Origin of the sequence: Streptomyces sp. NPDC096012 (genome assembly GCF_040426375.1) — a bacterium.
Lineage (GTDB): Bacteria > Actinomycetota > Actinomycetes > Streptomycetales > Streptomycetaceae > Streptomyces.
On record NZ_JBEOTD010000004.1, the window covers coordinates 294,126 to 313,988 of the forward strand.

Below are 19,863 nucleotides of genomic sequence, written 5' to 3' on the forward strand. Positions count from 1 at the left end.
CGTCAGTCCACCAGGTCCCGCACCACCGCGTCCGCCAGCAGCCGGCCGCGCAGCGTCAGCACCGCGTGGCCGCGCGCGTACGGTCCCTCCTGGAGGAGTCCGTCCGCCAGCGCCCGCCGGGACGCCGTGAGACCGGCCTCCTTCAGCAGCGACAGCGGAACGCCCTCCCGCAGCCGCAGCTCCAGCAGGATCCGCTCCACCCGCCGGTCCTCGTCGGACAGCAGCTCGCGGCCGGCACCCGGCGACCGCCCCGACGCCAGCGCCGCCGCGTACGCACCGGGGTGCTTGACGTTCCACCAGCGCACCCCGCCGACGTGCGAGTGTGCGCCGGGACCCGCGCCCCACCAGTCGGCACCCCGCCAGTACAGCTCGTTGTGCAGGCAGCGGCCCGCCTCGGAGGTGGCCCAGTTGGAGACCTCGTACCAGTCGAAGCCCGCCGCCGACAGGGTCTCCTCGGCGATCAGGTAGCGGTCGGCGTGGACGTCGTCGTCGGTCATCGGGACCTCGCCCCGGCGGATGCGGCGGGCGAGCTGGGTGCCCTCCTCGACGATCAGCGCGTAGGCACTGACGTGGTCGGGACCGGCACCGATCGCCGCGTCCAGGGAGGCCCGCCAGTCGTCGTCGCTCTCCCCCGGCGTGCCGTAGATCAGGTCGAGGTTGACGTGCTGGAAGCCGGCCGACCTCGCCTCCGTCACGCACGCCTCGGGGCGGCCCGGGGTGTGCGTGCGGTCCAGCACCCTCAGCACATGCCGGCGCGCGCTCTGCATGCCGAAGGAGATCCGGTTGAAGCCGCCCTCGCGCAGGGTGGCGAGGTAGGCCGGGTCGACCGACTCCGGGTTCGCCTCCGTGGTGATCTCCGCGTCCGGCGCGAGACCGAACTCGTCGCGGATCGCGCTCAGCATCCGCACGAGGTCGTCCGCGGCCAGCAGCGTCGGTGTGCCGCCGCCGACGAACACCGTGCGGACCTCGCGCGGATCGTCGCCCAGCACCTTGCGGGCCAGGCGGACCTCGTCGGTCAGCGTGTCCGCGTAGTTGTCCCGGGACGCGAGCACCCCGCCCGTGCCGCGCAGCTCGGTCGCGGTGTAGGTGTTGAAGTCGCAGTAGCCGCAGCGGGTCGCGCAGTACGGGACGTGCAGGTAGAACCCGAGGGGGCGGTCGGCGGCCCCGGCGAGCGCGGCGGCGGGCAGCGCGCCGTCGGCGGGGACGGGCTCGCCGTCGGGAAGTGCGGAAGGCATGTCCCCCATTGTCCCGTACGAGCACCGCCCCGTACGACGACGGTCACCGGGTCCACTCCCGGCCCGGCCACCACGGCGGTCGCTCCCGCACCGCGGACCACTGAGGTCACTCCCGCCCCGCAGCGCCCACCCCGCGTGCACACCCGTCACCGCCGCCCGGTCCACCACGATCGTCACACCGGCCAGATGCCGGTCACGCCGGCCAGATGCAGCACGATCGTCACGCCGGCCAGCTGCGGCACGCCGGTCACGCCGGCCCCGCAGCGCACGGCCACCCTCCCCGGGGACTCCGCGGCCGTCACTCGGCCTGGAGCACCAGCAGGGCGAGGTCGTCCTCCGGGAGGCCGCCGCCGAAGTCGTGCACCAGGCGGCGGATCCTTTCCGCTATCAGCTCGGCGCTCAGGCCCGCGCAGCCGGACAGGGCCCGCGCCAGCCCGTCGCCGTCGTCGAACTGGCAGGAGCCCGAGCGGCGCTCGGTCACCCCGTCCGTGACGCACAGCAGGCTGTCGCCGGGCCGCAGCTCGAGGGTCTCGCTGGTGTACGTCTCGTCCTCGACCACGCCGAGCAGGGTCTGCGGGCGGGCGGCGGTGCGCACCTCGCCGTCCGGCCGCAGGACCAGGGGCAGCGGGTGCCCGGCGGAGGCGAGGGTGCAGCGGACACCGTCGGCGTGGGGCGTCAGCTCGCCGTAGAGCAGGGACAGGAAGCGGGTCTGCGGGCCGTCTCCGGGCGGCACGGGCCGGCCGCCCGCGGCGACCAGCGCGCGGGCGGCCGCGTCGGCGGCCTCGGTGGCGTCGTCCAGGAGGAGCTGGTTCAGGCGGTCGAGCACGTCGGCGACGCGGTAGCCCTCGCGGGCGAGCAGCCGCAGCCAGGGCCGGGCGAGGCCGATCACGACGGCCGCCTCGGGGCCCTTGCCCTGGACGTCGCCGACGGCGAAGCACCAGCGGCCGTCGCCGGCCGGGAACAGGTCGTAGAAGTCACCGCTGGGGCCGCCCTTGTCGCAGGGCTCGTAGACGAGCGCGCTGCGCATGCCGGGGATCTCGGCGACCGCGCCGGGCAGCAGGCCGCGCTGCAGGACGGCGCTGATGGCGGCCTGCCGGGAGTACTGGCGGGCCGCGCCGACGGCGAGGGCGACCCGCCTGCTGAGATCCTCGACGAGCCCGGTGACCTCGTCGGGGAAACGGCTCGGCCCGCAGCGGCCGATGACCAGCGTGCCGAGCGGCCGGCCGCCCGCGATGAGCCGGTAGGCCAGCGCCGTGCCGTCCGCGCCCTGGGGGCCGAGCGCGTCGCCGGGCCAGGGGTACGGCTCGGGACCGGAGCGCAGGCCCTCCTGCGGGCACGGCGGCTCCTTCTCCAGGGCGCACCGCAGTTCCTCGACGCGGGACTCGCTGGTGTGCCAGACCCGGGCCGGGCCGCCGCCCGTGCCGCCGCGTACGGTCGCCTCGTCCTCCAGCCACACCGCGCACCAGTCGGCGAGCCGGGGCACGATCAGCTGGCCGGTGAGGGCGGCGACGAGGTTCTCGTCCAGCTGCCCGGCGAGCAGGTCGGAGGCCTCGGCGAGGAAGGACAGCGCGCCGCGGCCGAGCCAGTCCCGGTCGGCGTCGGCGCGCAGCGGCTGCGGGGCCAGGTCCTCGGCGACCTCCAGGGCCAGGTCCGGGGCGGGCCCGGCCGGAGTGTCGGCGCCGCCCGGTGGCAGCCGCGCCCACACCGTCTTGGCGCCGGTGCGGTAGGTGACGCCCCAGGACTCCGCGAGGGTGGCGACCAGCCGCAGCCCGCGCCCGTACTCGGCGGCGTCGTACGGGGTCTCGCCGCCGGCCGTGTCGCGCGGGGGGCGGGAGGGGTGCCGGTCGCCGACCTCCACGACGAACGCGCCGGTCCCCTCCAGGCGCCACTCCAGCTCGACGTCGGTACCGGCGTGCACGACGGCGTTGGTGACCAGCTCGCTGACGACGGCCACGGCGTCGTCGGCGAGCCGGGCGGACACCCCGGGCGCCTGGGCCAGCGCGGCCCGCACCAGCGCCCGGGCCGAGCCCGGCGCGAGGGGACTTCCGGCCAGCGCGGTCCGCCCCCGCACCTCACGGTCCGGGGCCTCGCTCTCCCGCTGCGCCGGTATGGCCGCCATGTCCATGGGGCAAGGGTGACAGAAAGGAGGCGTGTACTAGCGGGCTGTCACCGAAGCGGCCAGGCGTGGCCGGGTCCGCGCCATGGGAGTGCTCCCGTACGGACACGATCGAGCACGGCGGTGCCGAAACCGGTCAAGGGGATGCGGGGAACCGCGCGACCCACTAGGGACGAACCCCGGCCGCCGACGGTCCCCGGCACCCCTCCGGGACCCTGCCTTTCCGAGACCGTGCCAGGCCCTTCCGAGACCGTGCCGAGCCCTTCCGGGACCCTGCCAGGCCCTTCCGAGACCATGCCGAGCCCTTCCGGGACCCTGCCAGACGCCTCCGAGACCGTGCCGGGCCCCTCCGGGACCGTGCCCGGCCGGCCTCCCGTGAGTGCTAGGCCTCCCGCGAACCCGCGTACATCTCGTCGATGAGGCCCTTGTACTCGCGCTCCACGACGGGCCGCTTCAGCTTGAGGCTCGGCGTGATCTCGCCGTGCTCGACGTCGAGGTCCCGGGGCAGCAGGCGGAACTTCTTGATCGTCTGCCAGCGCTGGAGACCGGCGTTGAGCTGCTGGATGTAGCCGTCGACCAGCTCGACCGTCTGCGGCGCCGCGACGATCTCCGCGTACGACCTGCCCGCCAGGCCGTTCTCCTTCGCCCAGTCCTGGATCGCGAGTTCGTCCAGGGCGATCAGGGCGGTGCAGTAGTTCCGGTCGGCGCCGTGCACGAGGATGTTGGAGACGTACGGGCACACCGCCTTGAACTGCCCCTCGACCTCGGCCGGGGCGACGTACTTGCCGCCGGAGGTCTTGATCAGGTCCTTCTTGCGGTCGGTGATGCGCAGATAGCCGTCGGGCGACAGCTCGCCGATGTCGCCGGTGTGGAACCAGCCGTCGGACTCCAGCACCTCCGCGGTCTTCTCGGGCAGCTTGTGGTAGCCGTCCATGATGCCGGGGCCGCGCAGCAGGATCTCGCCGTCCTCGGCGATCCGGACCTCGGTGCCGGGCAGCGGCTTGCCGACCGTGCCGGTGCGGTAGGCCTCGCCGGGGTTGACGAAGGAGGCCGCGGAGGACTCGGTGAGGCCGTAGCCCTCCAGGATGTGGATGCCGGCGCCGGCGAAGAAGTAGCCGATCTCCGGAGCCAGCGCGGAGGCGCCGGAGACGCAGGCGCGCAGCCGGCCGCCGAAGGCCTCGCGGAGCTTGCCGTAGACGAGGGTGTCGGCGACCTTGTGCCTGGCGGCGAGGGTGAAGGGCACCGCCGCGGTGCCGGTACGGCGGAAGTTGTCCTGGCTGACCTTGGCGTACTCGCGGGACACCTCGGCGGCCCACTGGAAGATCTTGTACTTGGCAGCGCCGCCCTCGCGCGCCTTGGCCGCGACACCGTTGTAGACCTTCTCGAAGATCCGCGGGACGGCCGCCATGTACGTCGGCTGCACCACCGGCAGGTTCTCGATGATCTTGTCGACGCGGCCGTCGACCGCGGTGACGTGCCCGACCTCGATCTGGCCGGAGGTGAGGACCTTGCCGAAGACGTGGGCGAGCGGCAGCCACAGGTACTGCACGTCGTCGGCGCCGAGCAGCCCGGTGGAGGCGATCGCCTTCGCCATGTACGACCAGTTGTCGTGCGGCAGGCGCACACCCTTGGGGCGGCCGGTCGTGCCGGAGGTGTAGATGAGGGTGGCGAGCTGGTCCTTGGTGATCGCGCCGACCCGCTCCTTGATCAGCTGGGGGTGCTGTTCCAGGTAGGCGGCGCCGCGCCGCTCCAGTTCGGCGAGGGTGATCACCCAGTCGCCGGTCTCCGCGGTCTCCGCGCCGGCCGGGTCGACGACGACGACCTTGGCCAGCTCGGGCAGCTCGGCGCGCTTCTCGAGCGCCTTGGCGACCTGGGCCGCGTCCTCGGCGATCAGCACCCGGCTCTCGGAGTCGGAGAGGATGAACGCCGACTCGTCGGCGTTGGTCTGCGGGTAGATGGTCGTGGTCGCGCCGCCGGCGCACATGATGGCGAGGTCGGCGAGGATCCACTCGACGCGGGTCGAGGAGGCGAGCGCCACCCGCTGCTCGGGCTGGACACCCAGCTCGACGAGGCCGGCGGCGATGGCGTACACCCGGTCCGCGGCCTGGGCCCAGCTGAGCGACTTCCACTCGTCCGGGCCCTGGCCGGAGGCGGGCGGGACGGGATAGCGGTAGGCCTCGGCGTCCGGTGTGGCCGCCACGCGCTCCAGGAAGAGGGCCGCCACGGACGGCGGACGGTTCTCGATCAGGGTCTGTGCGTCGGTCACGACATCCTCCGGGGCCCGCGTCGGTGCGGCTGACTCGGTGCGGCTGGGTTAACTCACGGTGGGGTTCAGAAGTGTTGTTTAACTCGCGAGTAACTATCGAGCAGGGTTCAGGGTAAGCCGCGACCGGCCGCTGCGTAAGGGGCTTCGGCCTGTCACTTTCCACTCAGAGCGACGTTACGCACGCGTAGGGGCCCGTCGCGCTTTCGCATGACGAGCCCCCTTGTGCCCGTTTATGGCGTAACCCGGCCGTGACTCCTTGTCACCGCTGGTTACTTCTTGCCCTTGGGCGACCCCGCGCTGTCATCGCTGGACAGCACGGCGATGAAGGCCTCCTGCGGAACCTCCACGGAACCCACCATCTTCATCCGCTTCTTGCCTTCCTTCTGCTTCTCCAGCAGCTTGCGCTTGCGCGAGATGTCACCGCCGTAGCACTTGGCGAGGACGTCCTTGCGGATGGCGCGGATGGTCTCGCGGGCGATGACCCGCGAGCCCACGGCGGCCTGGATGGGCACCTCGAAGGCCTGCCGCGGGATCAGCTCGCGCAGCTTGGCCACCAGCCGCACGCCGTACGCGTACGCCGCGTCCTTGTGGGTGATCGCCGAGAAGGCGTCCACCTTGTCGCCGTGCAGCAGGATGTCGACCTTGACCAGGCTGGAGGTCTGCTCGCCGGTGGGCTCGTAGTCGAGCGAGGCGTAGCCGCGCGTCTTGGACTTCAGCTGGTCGAAGAAGTCGAAGACGATCTCCGCGAGCGGCAGCGTGTAGCGGATCTCGACCCGGTCCTCGGAGAGGTAGTCCATGCCGAGCAGCGTGCCGCGCCTGGTCTGGCACAGCTCCATGATCGAGCCGATGAACTCGCTCGGCGCGAGGATGGTGGCCCGCACGACCGGCTCGTACACCTCACCGATCTTCCCCTCGGGGAATTCGCTCGGATTGGTCACCGTGTGCTCGGTGCCGTCCTCCATGACCACCCGGTAGACCACGTTCGGTGCGGTGGCGATCAGGTCGAGCCCGAACTCGCGCTCCAGCCGCTCGCGGATCACGTCGAGGTGCAGCAGGCCGAGGAAGCCGACCCGGAAGCCGAAGCCGAGGGCGGCGGACGTCTCCGGCTCGTAGACCAGCGCGGCGTCGTTGAGCTGCAGCTTGTCGAGGGCGTCGCGCAGCTCGGGGTAGTCGGAGCCGTCCAGCGGATACAGACCCGAGAAGACCATGGGCTTCGGGTCCTTGTAGCCGCCGAGCGCCTCCGTGGCGCCCTTGCTCTGACTGGTGATCGTGTCGCCGACCTTGGACTGGCGGACGTCCTTCACACCGGTGATGAGGTAGCCCACCTCGCCCACGCCGAGCCCGTCGGCGGGCAGCATCTCGGGCGAGTTGGTGCCGATCTCCAGCAGCTCGTGGGTGGCGTTCGTCGACATCATGCGGATGCGCTCACGCTTGTTGAGCTGTCCGTCGATGACACGGACGTACGTCACCACGCCCCGGTACGAGTCGTAGACCGAGTCGAAGATCATCGCGCGAGCGGGCGCGTCCGCGACACCGACCGGCGCGGGCACGTCCCGCACGACCCTGTTGAGCAGCGCGTCGACGCCGACGCCGGTCTTGGCTGAGACCCGCAGCACGTCGTCGGGGTCGCAGCCGACCAGGTTCGCCAGCTCCTCGGCGAACTTCTCCGGCTGCGCGGCCGGCAGGTCGATCTTGTTCAGCACCGGGATGATCGCGAGGTCGTTCTCCATCGCCAGGTAGAGGTTGGCGAGGGTCTGCGCCTCGATGCCCTGGGCGGCGTCGACGAGGAGGATGGTCCCCTCGCAGGCGGCCAGCGACCGCGAGACCTCGTAGGTGAAGTCGACGTGCCCCGGGGTGTCGATCATGTTGAGGATGTGGGTCGCACCCTGGTCGGGGCCCTCGGTCGGGGCCCAGGGCAGACGCACCGCCTGGGACTTGATCGTGATGCCGCGCTCGCGCTCGATGTCCATCCGGTCGAGGTACTGAGCACGCATCTGCCGCTGCTCGACCACGCCGGTCAGCTGGAGCATCCGGTCGGCGAGCGTGGACTTGCCGTGGTCGATGTGCGCGATGATGCAGAAATTGCGGATCAGAGCCGGGGCGGTACGGCTCGGCTCGGGCACATTGTTAGGGGTCGCGGGCACGCAGGGTCCTGTCTCTTGAGGCGCCTTATGCCTCGGGTCGGATCGATACGTAGTCTCCATCGTCCCACGGGGACGGACCGAGGGCCGTTTTGGGCCGCTCGCAAGGCCACTGGTACTGTAGATGGCTGTGCCTCATGCCCTCTCAGCGCGAGGCACGTCAGAGAAATTTTGGATCACCGGCACGGGACCCGAGCGGTTCCGCGCCTGAACCTGAAAAGGCTCCTTCGTGGCGAACATCAAGTCCCAGATCAAGCGGATCAAGACCAACGAGAAGGCGCGGCTGCGCAACAAGGCCGTCAAGTCCTCCCTGAAGACCGCGATCCGCAAGGCCCGTGAGGCCGCTGCCGCGGGTGACGTGGAGAAGGCGACCGAGCTGCAGCGCGCTGCCGCGCGTGCGCTCGACAAGGCCGTCTCCAAGGGCGTCATCCACAAGAACCAGGCCGCCAACAAGAAGTCGGCGCTTGCTTCCAAGGTCACCACCCTCAAGGGCTGAGAACCCCTTTTGATCTGACCGCCGGAAGGACCCAGAGCGGGCCCTCTCTCTTCCGCTCCCGACCGGCACCCCAGGAACCGCGCGCGGCCTGCGTTCGCCACGCGGGCGCGGATCCGAAAGCTTGATCCGAGGCCCTGTCGGCCACCTTCCCCAAGGTGTCCGCCAGGGCCTTCGGCATACACCGGCCGCGCCATCAAGGCCGCCGCATCGGCATGGCCGGTCGTCGCCGTCGCCGCAGGTCGCCACGGCTGGGACATCGTCCTCGCGGTCGCGGTGGCGGTGGCGGTCGCTGTCGCTGTCGCGGTGGCGGTCACGGTCGCCGTCGGCGGGGGCGGGGGCGGGGGTGTGGGCGCGGGCATCGGCGTCGGCGCGGGCGGGGGCGCGGGCATCGGCGTCTGTGTCGGCGCGGGCGTTGGCATCGGTGCCGGCGCAGGCATCGGTGTCGGTGTCGGTGTCGGTGTCGGTGTCGGCGCGGGCATCGGCGTCGGTGTCGGTGTCGGTGTCGGCGCGGGCATCGGCGTGGGCGCAGGCATCGGCATCGGCGTGGGCGCAGGCATCGGCATCGGCATCGACGCGGGCATCGGCGTCGGCGTACGTCGCGAGGGCCGGCCGGGTGGCCGGATCAGGCGCGGCCCCTGGACCGGGCGGCCCGGGCGATCGTCACGACCGCCTTCTCCAGCGCGTACCCGGGGTCGTCACCGCCGCCCTTCACACCCGCGTCGGCCTCGGCGACCGCACGCATCGCCACCGCGACGCCGTCGGGCGTCCAGCCCCGCATCTGCTGGCGCACCCGGTCGATCTTCCACGGCGGCATGCCCAGCTCGCGCGCCAGATCGGCCGGACGTCCGCCGCGCGCGGAGGACAGCTTCCCGATCGCCCGCACGCCCTGCGCCAGCGCACTGGTGATCAGCACCGGCGCCACACCCGTCGACAGCGACCATCTGAGCGCCTCGAGCGCCTCCGCCGTACGCCCCTCCACGGCCCGGTCGGCGACCGTGAAGCTGGAGGCCTCGGCGCGGCCGGTGTAGTACCGGCCGACGATCGCCTCGTCGATCGTCCCCTCCACGTCGGCGACCAGCTGGGACACCGCCGAGGCCAGCTCCCGCAGGTCACTGCCGACCGCGTCGCAGAGCACCTGGCACGCCTCGGGCGTCGCCGACCGCCCGGACGAGCGGAACTCCCCCCGCACGAAGGCCAGCCGGTCCGCCGGCTTGGTCATCTTCGGGCAGGCCACCTCACGCGCCCCGGCCTTGCGCGCGGCGTCCAGCAGTCCCTTGCCCTTGGCGCCGCCGGCGTGCAGCAGGACGAGCGTGATCTCCTCGGCGGGCGATCCGAGGTACGCCTTCACGTCCTTGATCGTGTCGGCCGACAGGTCCTGCGCGTTGCGTACGACCACGACTTTCCGCTCGGCGAAGAGCGACGGACTGGTCAGCTCGGCGAGCGTGCCGGGCTGCAGCTGGTCCGGGGTGAGGTCCCGTACGTCCGTGTCGGCGTCGGAGGCCTTGGCGGCGGCCACCACCTCCCGCACGGCACGGTCGAGCAGGAGGTCCTCCTGGCCCACGGCAAGCGTCACCGGGGCGAGAGGGTCGTCATTCGCAGTCTTCCTGGCCATCGCGTACAGCATCCCACGCGCCACCGACAACGAACGGTCCGCGAACCCCGGCCGGTCCCGGACCGCACCCCGAGCCCGCCCCGGGGTCAGGGCTCCTCGCGCCAGCCGTCCCACTCGCCGGCGAACTCATCGAGCCGCGCCGGGTCCAGCCGCCGCTGCTCGTCCCGCAGGACCACCAGCCACTGGGCGTCCTCGGCGTCGTCCTCACCGGCCAGCGCGTCCCGGACCAGCCGGGGCTCCTCATCGATCCCGAACCGCTCCCCGAGCGCCGCGACCGCCTCCTCGGCGGCATCGCGGTCGGGCAGCACCAGCACGTGTCTCACATCGCTCACGGGGCCATTCTCCGGCACGGGGGCAGACCGAGCGGAGAGGGCGGGGGCGGGGAGCGGGTGGGCACCGGCTGCCGGGGAGGGTGTCGGCAGTCGGGGCGGGCGGGCGTCCGTTGACGGGCGGGCGTCCGTTGCCGGGTGGGCGTCCGTTGCCGGGTGGGCGCTGGCGATGCGGCCGGGGCGTCGGCGGGCAGGCGTCGGTTGCCGGGGCGGGCGCGGTTGCCATGGCGGGCGAGCGTCCGCTGTCGGTCGGGGCTGGCGAAGGGGCGTAGGCGGGCGAGCCTCGGCAGCCGGGGCGGGCAGGCGTCCATTGCCGGTCGGGCGCCTGCGACGGCGCGGGGGCGTCGGCGGGCGGGCGTCCGTTGCCGGGGAGGGCGTCGGCAGTCGCGATGGGCGGGCGTCCATTGCCGGGTGGGCGCTGGCGACGCGGCCGGGGCGTCGGCGGGTGGGCGCGGGCAGGTGGGCCCCGCGGACACCCACCTCTGGCCCCGTCCCCCCGGACTCCCACTTACGACCCCGCCGACCCCGCAGACGGCCTCGCCGGAGTCCGGCCGGGCTCGCAGGCCGGGCACGCGGCTCGGCTCTCCTCACTCTCTGGCCACCCGCACCTCCCCGTCCGCCCCTCCGCTGCCGCCGACGGCGAGCGCTCCGTCCCGGTCGGTGCGCAGGACCACCGCGCCACCGGCACGCAGCGCGGCGACGGTCGACGGTGCCGGGTGCCCGTAAGGGTTGTCGGCGCCGGCGGAGATGAGGGCCACCCTGGGTGCCACGAGCCGTATCAGCTGCGGGTCCTGGTAGGCCGAGCCGTGGTGGGCCACTTTCAGGACGTCCACCCCGGCCAGCCCGGCAGCCGCCGGTGTTCTCGACAGCGCCTGCTGGGCGGGGGGTTCGAGGTCGCCGAGCAGCAGCAGCCGCAGTCCCCCGGTGCGGACGAGCAGCACGATGCTGGCGTCGTTCGGTCCGTCCGGTTGCGGCAGGGTGCCGCCCGGCGGCACCACCGACGCCTGTGCACCTGCGGACGGTCTCCCGTCCGGCGGGGGCCACAGGACGCGCCAGGACAGCGGCCCGGTGCGCCGTTCCTCCCCCGCGACGGCCCGCGTGACCGGGATGTGCCGTTCGGCCGCCCGCCTTCGGACGAACTCGGCCTGCTCCGCCGGTTCCTCGAGACCCGTCGTCTCGATCTCGGCCACCGAGCGGCCCCGCAGCACACCGGGCAGACCCGCCACGTGGTCCGCATGGAAGTGGGTGAGAACGAGCAGGGGGACGCGCGTGACGCCCAACTGCCGCAGACAGCGGTCGACCGGCGCCGGATCAGGCCCGGCGTCCACGACCACCGCGGCTCCCTCCCCGGCCGCGAGCACCGTCGCGTCGCCCTGCCCGACATCGCACATCGCGAACCGCCATCCCGGTGGCGGCCAGCCCGTGAGCACCCGGGTCAGGGGCGCCGGACGTACGAGCGCCAGCAGGAGCACCACCCCGAGCAGTCCGCACCACCACGGGCGCCGCAGCAGCCTCCTCCCGGCCGCCACGACGACCACCGTGACCACGGCGAGTGCCAGCGCTCCCACCCAGCTCCCGGGCCAGTCCACACCCGCCCCGGGCAAGGCCGCCCCGGACCGGGCCACCCGCGCGATCCACCCGGCCGGCCAACTCGCGCACCAGGCGAACACCTTGGCGACCGGCATCACCAGCGGTGCCGTGGTGAGCGCCGCGAACCCCAGCACCGTGGCCGGCGCCACCGCCGCCTCGGCCAGCAGATTGCAGGGCACCGCCACCAGGCTCACCCGGGCAGACAGCACCGCCACCACCGGTGCGCACACGGCCTGCGCGGCAGCGGCCGCCGCGAGCGCCTCGGCGAGCCGCGGCGGCACCCGGCGCCGCCGCAACGCCTCGCTCCAGACCGGCGCCAGGAGGAGCAGCGCGCCGGTGGCCAGCACGGAGAGCAGAAAGCCGTAACTGCGGGCCAGCCAGGGGTCGTACAGCACCAGCAGGAGCACGGCCGTGGCCAGTGCCGGGATCAGGGACCTCCGCCGCCCGGTGGCCAGGGCGAGCAGGGCGACCGTCCCGCAGGCGGCGGCCCGCAGCACACTGGGGTCGGGCCGGCACACGACGACGAATCCGAGCGTCAGCGCTCCCGCGAACAGGGCGGTCGCCCGCAGGGAGAGTCCCAGGCGCGGGGCGAGGCCTCGCCGTTCGGCCCGCTGGGCCAGGCCGGGCGGTCCGAGGAGCAGGGCGAGCAGGACGGTGAGGTTGCTGCCGGAGACGGCGAGCGTGTGCGCTAGGTCCGTCTCCTTGAACGCCTCGTCCAGTTCGGGTGTGATCCGTGAGGTGTCCCCGACGACCAGCCCGGGAAGCAGTGCCCGCGCATCCCCCCGCAGACCGTCGGTAGCCTCGCGCAGCCCCGCCCTGAGCCGCCCCGCCAGCCGCTGCGGCCCGTTCGGCGCCGCCACGATCCGGGGTCCCGGCCGACCGCGCACCCGCAGCACGGCCGCGGTCCGGTCACCCCCCGCCACGGCTGGCGCCAGCCGCCCGCCCACCCGCAGTCGCGTGGACGGCAACAGCCCCAGCCAGACGGCACGTCCACCCGCCGTCCCATGGGCAGCCGGGTCCGGCGCTCCCCGTGCATCCCGGGACCCCGCTACAGGGTCCGGCGCCGCCCGTGAATCCGCACTCCCCACGCCGGCCGAGACCTGCACCCCCCTCGAACTCCCACTCCCCACAGCCGTCGAGACCGGCGCTCCGCTTCCCTTCCCGTCCCCCGGCGCCCGCTCGTCCGGCGCTCCTCCGGCAGCGGGGGCCGGCGGCTGCTTCGAGTCCCCGGTGCGCACGGCGCTCTCCCGCGGAGCCGGCACATCCGCGTCGACGACGAGCAGGACCGGGGTCCGTGTCCGCGCGCTCCTTCCGTCGGCCGTCTCGACCTGCCGCACGTCCGCCCGGACGAGCACCGCCACGGGTGCCGCGTGATCACCGCGCACCTTCGGGCGGCTCAGCCAGGGGTCGCCGCGCAGTTCGACCTCGGCGGTCACGGTCGCGAACCGCCGGGCCAGCTCGGGCACCGGTCCGCGCCGCACGTCCGCGCCGTGCAGCCCGGCCGAGGCCGCGGACGCGGCGACGCAGAGCAGCACGGCGGCGACCGGTGGGTGCGCCCAGGCGAACCGGCCGTGGGCCGGCCGTGTGGTGGCCGGACTCCCGCCGGGGGCGGCCCCGCCGCGTCCGGTCCGCCGCACCGACAGCAGGAGGACCCCGCCGATCAGGCAGCCTGCCACGATCCCCGCGGTGCGGGCCGCCGGTGCGTCCAGGGTCAGGGCCGCCGTGGCCCAGGCCGCCAGGGCGGGCGGCACCAGGCGCAGGTCCGGGGGAGCCGCCCGGTCACGCGTTCTTGCGCGCTCGTCCGGCTCGGAGCCGGGGGCGGCGGCTTCGTCCGGCCCGCGGCTCATGGCCGTACCAGCTCCCGGAGATCGGTGAAGCGGCGGTCGCCGATGCCGTTCACCTCGCGGAGTTCGTCCACGGAACGGAAACCGCCGTGCCGGCCGCGGTAGTCGATGATGTGCTGAGCCAGGACCGGGCCGACTCCGGGCAGGGTGTCGAGCTGGTCCGCGGTCGCCGTGTTGAGGGAGACCGGGGCCGTGGGGCCCGTGCCGGCCGGCCCCGGGGCCGCACCGCCCGCCTGGCCGGGTGGAGCGGGCGCCCCGGCGGAGACGCCGACGAGGACCTGTTCGCCGTCCACCAGGAAACGGGCCCGGTTGAGGCCCTCGGCGCTGACTCCCGGACGGATGCCGCCCGCCGCCCGCAGCGCGTCGGCCACCCGGGAGCCGGCCGGCAACCGCAGAATGCCCGGTTTCCGGACCTTGCCGCTGACGTCCACGACGATCTCCCCACCCGGCGCCACCGAGGCGGCCGCCGTGACACCCGTCGGGGCGCCCCCCGTGGCACCGCCCCTCGTGTCCTCGTGCCGCTGGGTCGGGGAGGCGTCGCCGCGCACCACTTGAGGGGCGCTCACGGACTGGGTGCGGCCGGTCCAGAAGTGCTGCACGGCGAACACGGCCGCCACCACGAGCACCACGGCGAGTGCCACGGCTCCTCGGCGCTCCACCCCGCACCGCGCCTGCAACCACACCGGCATCCGCTCGCGCAGTGCCAGGGCGGCCCGCTCGCGCCAGTCCGTTCCGACCGGCGCGTCCGGCTCCGCCGGGATCACGGGTGCGGCCGGTCCGGGCTCTGGGGTCACCGCCGGCCCTGGTGCCACCGCGGTTTCCGGTGGCCCGTTCCCCGACTCCCGCCGGCGCACGGCTCGTTCACCGAAGAGGAGTTCCGCCCGGCGGCGCAGTTCCTCCGCGGACGCGGTCGGGCGGTGCCCGGCGCGGCGGGGGGCCGTGCCCCGGCGGTCCTCGGTGTCGCGGCGGTGATGCCCGGGGCCGGGCTGCCCGATGCCGCGGCGATGCCCGGGACCGCGGGGATACCCGATGCGGCGCCGGTGCTCGGTACCCCGGCGGTGGCGGACGCGGCCGTCGGAAGTGGGTCCGCGGCCGGGGCCGCTGGTCGGAGTGGCTGTGCGGGAACGTGATCGAAGTGCCATGCGACGAGGATGGAACATCCCGCCGAACCACGATGATCTTGGTCAATTCCCGGGGACGACCGCCCGGTTGTGGAAAACTCCGCCACCCGTACGAGTGAAACCGGGGGGGGATCCGGCCGCCGTCAGCGGGGCGAGACGACCGCTCCCAGCAGCCCGGGTCCGGTGTGCGCCCCGATCACCGCTCCGACCTCGCTGACATGCAGGTCGGCCAGGCCCGGCACCCGTACCCGCAGCCGGTCGGCGAGTGCGGTGGCGCGCTCCGGGGCGGCGAGGTGGTGGACGGCGATGTCGACCTCCGCGTTGCCCGCCCGCTCGGCGGCGATCTCCTCCAGCCGGGCGATGGCCTTGGACGCCGTGCGGACCTTCTCGAGCAACTCGATGCGGCCGCCGTCCAGCTGGAGCAGCGGCTTGACGGCGAGTGCGGAGCCCAGCAAGGCCTGCGCGGCACCGATGCGGCCGCCACGGCGCAGATAGTCGAGCGTGTCGACGTAGAAGTAGGCGGAGGTGCCCGCCGCCCGTTTCTCGGCGGCCGTGACGGCCTCGTCGACCGTGCCGCCGGCCTCCGCCACCTCGGCGGCGGCGAGCGCGCAGAATCCGAGGGCCATCGCGACCATCCCGGTGTCCACGACCCGTACGGGCACCGGTGCCTCACGCGCCGCGAGGACCGCCGCGTCATAGGTGCCGGACAGCTCCGCGGACAGGTGCAGGGAGACGATGCCGGTCGCACCGGCCTCGGCGACCTTGCGGTAGGTCTCGGCGAAGACCTCCGGACTGGGACGGGAGGTGGTGACGGAACGCCGCTTCTGCAACGCCTGGGCCAGGGAGCGCGTCGAGATCTCGGTGCCCTCTTCGAGCGCCCGGTCGCCGAGGACCACGGTCAGGGGCACCGCCGTGATGCCGTGGCGCTCCATCGTCCGTGGCGGCAGGTAGGCCGTTGAATCGGTGACGATCGCGACATGGCGGGACATGAGCTGGAGGTTACCCGCCGTACCGCTCGTGCTGCAGCCCGGCCCCTGAAGTGCCGGGCCGGTCCGACGACTCCCGGTCAGCTGGTGCTCTCGGGGCGGGGCTTCTTCTGCCAGGGGTACGCGGGGCGCGGCGACGGGGAGGGGATCGCCCGGGCGGCCGGCTCCCCGGCGGCGCGGGAGTCGGTCCCGTGCTGCCGCGCCGCCTCGCCGTCGGCGCCGGCGGGGGCGTCGTCCCATCGCGGGGTTCTCGGGGCGTTCCCGGCCCGGGTCCAGTGGCGCAGGGCGTCGGCCTCGATGTCGATCTGGGCGCTGAGCGAACCCAGGTCGTCGTCGGCGAAGCGGCGCGCCCGGTCGCGGACGGCCCAGCGCAGCGCGTCGGCGGACTTGGTGATGCGCTCGGTGCGGCCGCGCAGCTCGGGCAGGTGCGCGGCGAGCGTCGCCCGGTCCGGCTCGGACTCCAGGCGCCTGAGGTCCGCGTCCAGCTCGTGGCCGTGCGCGCTGAGCCGCTCGAACAGGCCCAGGGACTCCTTCAGCGACTCGTCCTCGTGCGACCCCGCGTGCAGCGCGTCCTGGGTGGCGCGCATGGAGGTGCGCAGCGCGAGCCGCAGCTGGGCGATCTCGCCGGCCGGGCCGAGCTGGGCGAAGGACTTGGCGCGCAGGGTGTGGTCCTCGACCGTGCGGCGGGCCTGGGCGATCGTCCGGTCCACGCCGCGCTTGGCGGCGCCGACCGCCTTGACCGTGGCGTAGGCACCCAGGCCGATGAGGAGCAGGAAGAGCAGGGCGAACACGGTCAGCACCACTTCCATGACGCTCCTCCTCGGGCCGGCACGGCACACGCCGCTGTGCTCTCCACGGTAAACGCAGCGGGCAGGCCCGGAGTTCCGGAAGAACCCCGAACCTGCCCGTAGGGGACTACCCCGACGCCGGCCCACACCGGCATCCAACGGGTCCGCACCGGCACGCCACCGAGTTCCCGGCGGTCCCCCGACGGTGCCCGGCCGTGACATGCCCGGACCTCACACCGTGACGTGCCCGGCCATCACGCCGTGACGATGTTCACCAGTTTCGGTGCCCGCACGATCACCTTGCGGATGCCCGCGCCGTCCAGCGCCGCGACGACCTTCTCGTCGGACAGCGCCACCTTCTCCAGCTCCTCCTCGGAGATGGCCGGCGGCACCTCCAGGCGGGCCTTGACCTTGCCCTTGATCTGCACGACGCAGGTGACGGTCTCGTCCACCAGGTAGGCGGGGTCGGCGACCGGGAAGTCCTGGTGGACGACCGAGTCGGTGCGGCCCAGCCTGCGCCACAGCTCCTCGGCGATGTGCGGGGCCAGCGGCGCGATCATCAGCACCAGCGGCTCGGCCACGGACCGCGGCAGGGCGCCGCCGGCCTTGGTCAGGTGGTTGTTCAGCTCGGTGACCTTGGCGATGGCGGTGTTGAAGCGCAGGCCCTCCAGGTCCTGGCGGACGCCGTCGATCGCCTTGTGCAGGGCACGCAGGGTCTCCTCGCCGGGCTCGGCATCGGTCACGGTGACCTCGCCGGTGTCCTCGTCGACGATGTTGCGCCACAGCCGCTGCAGCAGCCGGAACTGGCCGACCACCGCGCGCGTGTCCCACGGACGGGAGACGTCCAGCGGGCCCATGGCCATCTCGTACAGGCGCAGCGTGTCGGCGCCGTACTCGGCGGCGATCTCGTCCGGGGTCACCGCGTTCTTCAGGGACTTGCCCATCTTGCCCAGCAGGCGGCTGACCTTCTCGCCCTGGTGGTAGTAGGCGCCGTCGCGCTCCTCCACCTCGGCGGCCGGCACCGCGATACCGCGGCTGTCGCGGTAGACGTAGGCCTGGATCATGCCCTGGTTGAACAGCTTGTGGAACGGCTCCACCGAGGAGACGTGACCCAGGTCGTACAGGACCTTGGACCAGAAGCGGGCGTACAGCAGGTGCAGCACGGCGTGCTCGGCGCCGCCGACATACAGGTCGACACCGCCGTGCGGCTGGCCCTCGCGCGGGCCCATCCAGTACTGCTCGATCTCCGGGTCGACCAGCTTCCGGTCGTTGTGCGGGTCCAGGTAGCGGAACTCGTACCAGCAGGAACCGGCCCAGTTGGGCATGGTGTTGGTCTCGCGGCGGTACTTCTTCGGGCCGTCGCCCAGGTCCAGGGTGACGTTGACCCAGTCCTCGTTGCGCGACAGCGGCGTCTCGGGCTGGGTGTCGGCGTCGTCCGGGTCGAAGGTGCGCGGGCTGTAGTCCTCGACCTCCGGCAGCTCCAGCGGCAGCATCGACTCGGGCAGCGCGTGGGCGACGCCGTCCTCGTCGTAGACGATCGGGAACGGCTCGCCCCAGTACCGCTGACGGCTGAACAGCCAGTCGCGCAGCCGGAAGTTGACGGTGCCCTCGCCGATGCCCCTGCCCTGCAGCCACTCGGTGATGCGGGCCTTGGCCTCGACCACGCCCAGGCCGTCCAGGGAGACGTCCTCGCCGTGCGAGTTCACGATCTTCGCGTCGTACGAGACGAAGGCGTCGTCCCACGTGGAGGTGTCGGTGCCGCGGCCGTCGGCCGGCTCGACCACACAGCGGATCGGCAGCTCGAAGGCGCGGGCGAAGGCGAAGTCGCGGGTGTCGTGCGCGGGAACGGCCATGATCGCGCCGGTGCCGTAGCCCATCAGGACGTAGTCGGCGATGAAGACCGGGACCTGCTCGCCGTTGACCGGGTTGGTCGCGAAGGCTCCGGTGAAGACGCCGGTCTTGTCCTTGGCCTCGGCCTGGCGCTCGACGTCGGACTTGGCGGCGGCCTGCGCGCGGTAGGCGGCGACGGCCTCGGCCGGGGTGGCGTGCCCGCCGGTCCACACCTCGTGCGTGCCCTCGGGCCAGGCCTGGGGGGTGAACTTCTCGACCAGCGGGTGCTCGGGCGCCAGCACCATGTAGGTGGCACCGAACAGGGTGTCCGGGCGGGTGGTGAAGATCGTGATGTGCTCGCCGTCGATGGGGAAGTCGACGCGGGCGCCTTCGCTGCGGCCGATCCAGTTGCGCTGCTGCAGCTTGATGGCCTCGGGCCAGTCCAGCTCCTCCAGGTCATCCAGCAGCCGGTCGGCGTAGGCGGTGATCCGCATGTTCCACTGGCGCAGCTTGGCCTTGAAGACGGGGAAGTTTCCGCGCTCGGAGCGGCCGTCGGCGGTGACCTCCTCGTTGGCCAGCACGGTGCCCAGGCCGGGGCACCAGTTGACCGGCGCGTCGGAGGCGTAGGCCAGGCGGTACTCGCCCAGGATCTCGGCGCGCTCGGTGCCGCCCAGCTCGCTCCACGCGCGCGTGGTGCCCGGGACCGGCCGCTCACCGGACTCGAACTGTGCGATCAGCTCGGAGATCGGGCGGGCCTTCTTCGCGTCCTGGTCGTACCAGGAGTTGAAGATCTGCAGGAAGATCCACTGGGTCCACTTGTAGTAGTCCGGGTCGATCGTGGCGAAGGACCGGCGCTTGTCGTGGCCCAGGCCCAGCCGGCGCAGCTGGGCCTTCATGTTCTCGATGTTGGCCTCGGTGGACACGCGCGGGTGCGTGCCGGTCTGCACCGCGTACTGCTCGGCGGGCAGGCCGAAGGCGTCGAAGCCCAGGGTGTGCAGGACGTTGTGGCCGGTCATGCGCTGGAACCGGGCGTAGACGTCGGTGGCGATGTAGCCCAGCGGGTGACCGACGTGCAGGCCCGCACCGGACGGATAGGGGAACATGTCCATGATGAACTTCTTGGGCCTGGCGACCAGGTCCGGGTCGCCCGCCAGGTCGCCCTTGGGGTTCGGCGCCGCGTAGGTGCCGTCGGCGTCCCAGAAGTCCTGCCAGCGTGCCTCGATGTCGGCCGCCATGGCGGCCGTGTAGCGGTGCGGCGCGGCCTCCGCCGACGTAGCGGCGGCGGCAGCGGGGTTCGTCTCGCTCATGATCCTCAAAGCTCCATCGATCGTCTCTGCCTGCGGAAACGAAAAATCCCCTCGCACAGGAGGGGACGCCGCGCCGATGCCGACCTCACGGCTGGCCGGGGTCGGGGCTGATCAGCGCGGCCCGCTAAGCAGAAGGCGTACAGCACGCATGGCGTTAGGGTACCGCAGGCCTTGAGCAAGCCGCGACGCGCTTCCGTATCCC

Annotated in this window: 12 protein-coding genes; 1 reads left to right on the forward strand and 11 read right to left on the reverse strand. The window is 73.2% G+C overall.

Translation table 11 applies throughout. The features are described from left to right. Positions 1 to 2 precede the first annotated feature (2 nt). The 4 genes from hemW to lepA all read right to left on the reverse strand — a co-directional run bounded on the left by hemW (position 3) and on the right by lepA (position 7,761). Positions 3 to 1,235, reverse strand: coding sequence for a radical SAM family heme chaperone HemW (gene hemW / locus ABVB68_RS07115; RefSeq protein WP_353600005.1), 1,233 nt, complete (start codon positions 1,233 to 1,235; stop codon positions 3 to 5). Positions 1,236 to 1,533: 298 nt separating this feature from the next. Continuing rightward, on the reverse strand, positions 1,534 to 3,354 hold the full coding sequence (locus tag ABVB68_RS07120; protein WP_353600052.1) for a SpoIIE family protein phosphatase: 1,821 nt from the start codon (positions 3,352 to 3,354) through the stop codon (positions 1,534 to 1,536). 379 nt (positions 3,355 to 3,733) lie between these two features. Then, a complete protein-coding gene (locus ABVB68_RS07125) occupies positions 3,734 to 5,617 on the reverse strand; it encodes an AMP-dependent synthetase/ligase (protein WP_353600006.1) in 1,884 nt (627 codons plus the stop codon). A 269-nt stretch (positions 5,618 to 5,886) separates the two neighbouring features. Continuing rightward, complete coding sequence (lepA, locus tag ABVB68_RS07130; protein ID WP_353600007.1) at positions 5,887 to 7,761, reverse strand: translation elongation factor 4; 1,875 nt, start codon at positions 7,759 to 7,761, stop codon at positions 5,887 to 5,889. A 226-nt stretch (positions 7,762 to 7,987) separates the two neighbouring features. Here lepA and rpsT point away from each other — a divergent pair, with 226 nt between their 5' ends. Further along, positions 7,988 to 8,254, forward strand: coding sequence for a 30S ribosomal protein S20 (rpsT, locus tag ABVB68_RS07135; RefSeq protein ID WP_031158784.1), 267 nt, complete (start codon positions 7,988 to 7,990; stop codon positions 8,252 to 8,254). Positions 8,255 to 8,876: 622 nt separating this feature from the next. Here rpsT and holA read toward each other — a convergent pair. The 7 genes from holA to leuS all read right to left on the reverse strand — a co-directional run bounded on the left by holA (position 8,877) and on the right by leuS (position 19,661). Continuing rightward, positions 8,877 to 9,866 (reverse strand): DNA polymerase III subunit delta, encoded by a 990-nt coding sequence (gene holA / locus ABVB68_RS07140; RefSeq protein WP_353600008.1) that lies wholly within the window; start codon positions 9,864 to 9,866, stop codon positions 8,877 to 8,879. 86 nt (positions 9,867 to 9,952) lie between these two features. Beyond that, positions 9,953 to 10,198, reverse strand: a complete 246-nt coding sequence (locus tag ABVB68_RS07145; protein ID WP_353600009.1) for a hypothetical protein — start codon at positions 10,196 to 10,198, stop codon at positions 9,953 to 9,955. Between the two features lie 584 nt (positions 10,199 to 10,782). After that, entirely contained in the window at positions 10,783 to 13,632 is a 2,850-nt protein-coding gene (locus tag ABVB68_RS07150) for a ComEC/Rec2 family competence protein (RefSeq protein ID WP_353600010.1), read from the reverse strand. After that, the gene (locus ABVB68_RS07155) at positions 13,629 to 14,771 is read right to left on the reverse strand and encodes a helix-hairpin-helix domain-containing protein (protein ID WP_353600011.1); all 1,143 of its coding nucleotides are present in this window, start codon (positions 14,769 to 14,771) and stop codon (positions 13,629 to 13,631) included. Before ABVB68_RS07155 ends, ABVB68_RS07150 begins: the two co-directional genes overlap by 4 nt. A gap of 122 nt (positions 14,772 to 14,893) precedes the next feature. Next, complete coding sequence (locus ABVB68_RS07160) at positions 14,894 to 15,739, reverse strand: DegV family protein (RefSeq protein WP_353600012.1); 846 nt, start codon at positions 15,737 to 15,739, stop codon at positions 14,894 to 14,896. A gap of 77 nt (positions 15,740 to 15,816) precedes the next feature. After that, positions 15,817 to 16,545 carry a hypothetical protein gene (locus tag ABVB68_RS07165; RefSeq protein ID WP_353600013.1) on the reverse strand — a complete coding sequence of 243 codons (729 nt, stop codon included), beginning with the start codon at positions 16,543 to 16,545 and terminating at the stop codon, positions 15,817 to 15,819. 233 nt (positions 16,546 to 16,778) lie between these two features. Next, positions 16,779 to 19,661, reverse strand: a complete 2,883-nt coding sequence (gene leuS, locus ABVB68_RS07170; RefSeq protein ID WP_353600014.1) for a leucine--tRNA ligase — start codon at positions 19,659 to 19,661, stop codon at positions 16,779 to 16,781. Between the last annotated feature and the right edge of the window lie 202 nt (positions 19,662 to 19,863).